The 3,866-nt window shown below is 48.6% G+C and carries 6 protein-coding genes; all 6 read left to right on the top strand.

What is annotated here, in order from left to right; all coding sequences use genetic code 11:
• Positions 1-128 precede the first annotated feature (128 nt).
• A complete protein-coding gene (gene tolQ / locus PHU49_15565; protein ID MDD5245426.1) occupies positions 129-806 on the top strand; it encodes a protein TolQ in 678 nt (225 codons plus the stop codon).
• Positions 803-1,207 carry a biopolymer transporter ExbD gene (locus PHU49_15560; GenBank protein ID MDD5245425.1) on the top strand — a complete coding sequence of 135 codons (405 nt, stop codon included), beginning with the start codon at positions 803-805 and terminating at the stop codon, positions 1,205-1,207. The genes tolQ and PHU49_15560 overlap by 4 nt, the downstream gene beginning before the upstream one ends.
• Entirely contained in the window at positions 1,204-1,983 is a 780-nt protein-coding gene (locus PHU49_15555) for a TonB family protein (GenBank protein MDD5245424.1), read from the top strand. The genes PHU49_15560 and PHU49_15555 overlap by 4 nt, the downstream gene beginning before the upstream one ends.
• Positions 1,980-2,765: an undecaprenyl-diphosphate phosphatase gene (locus PHU49_15550; GenBank protein ID MDD5245423.1), complete on the top strand. Its 786-nt coding sequence runs from the start codon at positions 1,980-1,982 to the stop codon at positions 2,763-2,765. Before PHU49_15555 ends, PHU49_15550 begins: the two co-directional genes overlap by 4 nt.
• Before the next feature lie 237 nt (positions 2,766-3,002).
• Complete coding sequence (locus PHU49_15545; GenBank protein ID MDD5245422.1) at positions 3,003-3,179, top strand: hypothetical protein; 177 nt, start codon at positions 3,003-3,005, stop codon at positions 3,177-3,179.
• 5 nt (positions 3,180-3,184) lie between these two features.
• Positions 3,185-3,866 (top strand): hypothetical protein (locus PHU49_15540; protein ID MDD5245421.1); only part of this gene is annotated, 682 nt, incomplete at its 3' end.

Below are 3,866 nucleotides of genomic sequence, written 5' to 3'. Positions count from 1 at the left end.
AAACCGCAAAACCACCTCCATAGCTTCTCATAATAACCCCCCTTCCCCCTGGGAACCCACCCAGGGGGTTTTCTTTGGCAGGTGTTTTTCTTTACAAGGATAGTCTTTTATTGTAAGATGTTTGCGAAATGGGTTTATCCAGCCTCAACGCATACTCCGGCGGACTTTTTAGTCTTATCTATTCAGCAGGTCCTGTAGCAAAGGCAGTCATGCTGATTCTCTTAATCTTTTCGGTGATTTCCTGGACAATTATGTTTGTAAAGTTCCGTCAGTACGGAAGGGCGGAAAGGGAAGGAGAACGTTTTTTTCATGCCGCACGGGAGGCCGATTCCTTTAAAAAGCTCATAACCATATACAGGGACAGCCCGGACAATTCTTTTTACAGACTCATCCTGGCTTGTTACAAGGAGATTACAAAGAGACAGAAAGAGAACAACCCCGACATAAAACCGGGAACAATTCCAATTATAGAGAACGCCCTGAAGATTACCATCTCCGAGGAATCGACAAGGCTTGAGCGAAGACTCTCGTTCCTTGCAACAACCGCCAACGCCTCCCCCTTTATAGGTCTCTTCGGAACGGTCTGGGGGATTATGGACTCTTTCCGGGAGATAGGTGTCAGGGGAACGACAAGCCTTGCCGTTGTGGCCCCCGGCATAAGCGAAGCCCTCATTGCCACTGCGATGGGGCTTGCAGCGGCCATCCCCGCAGTACTTGCATATAATTATTTCTCAGGCAGGCTCAGAAGGATCATATCGAGGATGGAGAATGCATCCATGTACCTGCTCAATATCATTGAAAAATGAAATTATCGCAAGACAAAGGACCCCTGTCGGAAATAAATGTTATACCCCTCGTTGATGTTGTCCTTGTTCTTCTCATAATCTTTATGATCACGGCTCCCATGATGCAGCACGGAATGAATATCGACATACCGAATGTCACCGCAAAGCCCCTGCCCACCAAAGACGAACCCCAGATACTGAATATCACAAAGGAACAAAGGCTTATACTAAATGAGAAGAGACTCGGCATGAGGGAACTCAAACCTGCTATCCAGCTTTTATTCGCCAATAAAAGCAATAAAGAGATCTTTCTCAGGGCTGACAAGGATGTTCCATACGGATTCGTTGTAAAGTGCATGGGGGTCATACGTGAAGCAGGGATCGGGAAGATAAATATCGTAACCAAACCCCTTGAGGAATGATGCGCGAAGAAGCTTGGTACAAAATGCTCATCATCTCTTTTGCGATCCACGTCTTCGTTATCGCCGCGTTTAGTATACCCTTGAAAAGATCATCAAAGAGGTTCGATGCCCTATCGTCGTACTCTGTCAACCTTGTCGGCGAACTTGGCGGCCGGGGAGGTTCAACAGGGGCAGGGCATGCTGCCGAAAAGGCCCTGCCCGAAAAGCCCGTCCCTGCAAAGCCGGCACGCGTTGTCAAGAAGCCTGCCCCTATAAAAAAACCTGCGAAAGAAGAGGTTTCGTTATCAAAAAAGAAGGTTGCTGCCCGGGAGAAGACCACCAAGGAAGAACTGAGCCGCCTCGATGAGCGGATTCGTGATATGAAGAAGAAGGCGGATTATCTTGATGTATCAAAGACAAGGACTGCCGGTGCAGGCGGCAAAGGGGGGACAGGCGCCGGCGCCCCCGGACTGCCGTTCGGGTCTGAAGGCGGCGGCAAACCGCTCGATCCGGTGACACAGAGGTATATCCTTGATATCTGGGACAAGGTAAAGAGCGCCTGGGGTGTGCCCGGTATGACATACAAGAAGGACCTCGAGACGATTGTGATCATTAAGATACGGAAAGACGGAAGGATCGTGGATATCAGTGTCGAAAAAAGGTCCGGTAACAGGATATACGACGAGTCGATCCTGAGGGTTTTGAGGGCTGTTGACCCCCTGCCGCCCATACCGGCATCGCTCAACATGGATTCTATGGAACTGGGTTTCAGGTTCCTACCCGGTGACCTTTCATGAGTACGTTGCAAAGTGTTATTATGGGGGCCATCCAGGGTATCACAGAGTTTTTGCCCATCAGCAGTTCAGCACACCTCATAGTCATCCCATGGTTTTTCCACATCGATGAAGGCAATATCAACAAACTTACCTATGATGTGATGTTGCATTTCGGTACACTTCTGGCAATCCTCGCCATATACGGCAAAAGATTCATCCGCGTTATCATTGAAGGCTTTATTGACCTCAGGGGTGGAAGATTCAAGGATGCCCTGCTTTTAAAGATCATTGTTGCCACTATTCCTGCCGGGGTTGCAGGACTCCTGGGGAAGGATTTCATTGAACAGTCTCTGAGAACCCCCTTTGTGACTGTCTTTACGCTTGCCCTTGTCTCGGTCCTGATGATCATCTCTGAAAGGGTGCACTTCAGCAAGAATGACATTACCTATCCCGTTGCCATTGCGATCGGCATCGCCCAGGCGTTTGCCCTGGTACCTGGTGTATCGCGAAGCGGGATAACAATTACCGCAGCGCTTCTTCTGGGGCTCAAGAGGTCAGAGGCTGTTGATTTTTCCTTTTTCCTGGCAATACCGATCATACTCGGTACTTCCTTGTATGAGATGAGGCACCTCGATATTCACTCGAACGGTATGGCGATATATATCTATGGAGCAGCTTCAGCACTTGTTTTCGGGATCCTGAGCCTGAAGTTTCTTATAAATTACCTGAAAAAACATACCCTTGATCTTTTTGCTTATTATCGGATAGGAATAGCCATCCTGATCCTGCTTTATTCGTTCTAGATACGGAGTCCCGTTATAACAATTTATGTCCCAAAATTAAATAACCAATAACCAATGACCTAATACCCAAACGAAAACCGTAAGATATCCCTGTTTGGTTATTGAATATTGGTGATTAATTGGAGCTTGGTTATTGGTGATTGGTTATTCACCAGAAGTTCATAGTTGACTGCTGACCGCTGATAGCTGGTAAGCAGCATGTTGACAGGTTAATATTATTCGCCGTATGATATCTGTATGGATGAAAACAAAAAACCTCAAGACGATCTATCGATAGAGAAGGCATTTGTCATATATGACCCTGAAAAGACAGGGTATGAGAAGGTGTGCCTCTGCGAGTACCTGCGCGAACTCCCGGAGGTGAGCCCTGAAGAGATCAGGGAATATTCGGAAAACAAAAAGATAGAGCGGTAGTCGCCTTGCCCCCGATACTGTCCCCCGAAGAGATACTGTCGTTCCGGAAGGAAATCTACCGATACTACAAAAAGAACCGGCGCAGCTTCCCCTGGCGGGATACGCACAACCCATATTATATTCTCGTTTCCGAAGTTATGCTCCAGCAGACACAGGTAGAGAGGGTAAACGGAAAGTACCAGGAATTTCTTGCCGCCTTTCCGGATTTTTCTGCTCTGGCGCGGGCAAGGCTGAACGCAGTCCTGCGGACATGGTCAGGGCTTGGTTACAACAGGCGCGCGATATCGCTTATAAAACTGGCAAAGACGGTTGTCGCCGAGTACGGTGGAAATTTACCAAAAGACGTTGAGGTACTTGCGTCGCTTCCCGGTATTGGGAAGGCCACCGCCGGATCACTCGTTGCGTTCGCGTTCAATCAGTCTGCAGTGTTTGCCGAAACGAACATCAGGCGCGTCTTCATCCATTTCTTTTTCCAGGATGGTGCGAACGTGCACGACAGGGAGGTGCTGCACCTCGTTGAAGCAACACTCGACAGGACAAGCCCGAGAAAGTGGTATTATGCCCTCATGGATTATGGGGCTATGCTGAAAAAGGCGGTGCTTAACCCGAACCGCAAAAGCGCCCATTACAAGAGGCAGCCTCCTTTTGAGAGTTCGGACAGGAGGATCCGCGGCGCGATGATCAGGG

Source organism: Syntrophorhabdaceae bacterium, assembly GCA_028713955.1.
Lineage (GTDB): Bacteria > Desulfobacterota > Syntrophorhabdia > Syntrophorhabdales > Syntrophorhabdaceae > UBA5609.
This window is presented reverse-complemented; position numbering and strand designations above follow the sequence as displayed.

Coding starts and splice junctions, on each gene's coding strand:
- tolQ (MDD5245426.1), top strand. CDS start 129: ATGGGTTTATCCAGCCTCAACGCATACTCCGGCGGACTTTTTAGTCTT.
- PHU49_15560 (MDD5245425.1), top strand. CDS start 803: ATGAAATTATCGCAAGACAAAGGACCCCTGTCGGAAATAAATGTTATA.
- PHU49_15555 (MDD5245424.1), top strand. CDS start 1,204: ATGATGCGCGAAGAAGCTTGGTACAAAATGCTCATCATCTCTTTTGCG.
- PHU49_15550 (MDD5245423.1), top strand. CDS start 1,980: ATGAGTACGTTGCAAAGTGTTATTATGGGGGCCATCCAGGGTATCACA.
- PHU49_15545 (MDD5245422.1), top strand. CDS start 3,003: ATGGATGAAAACAAAAAACCTCAAGACGATCTATCGATAGAGAAGGCA.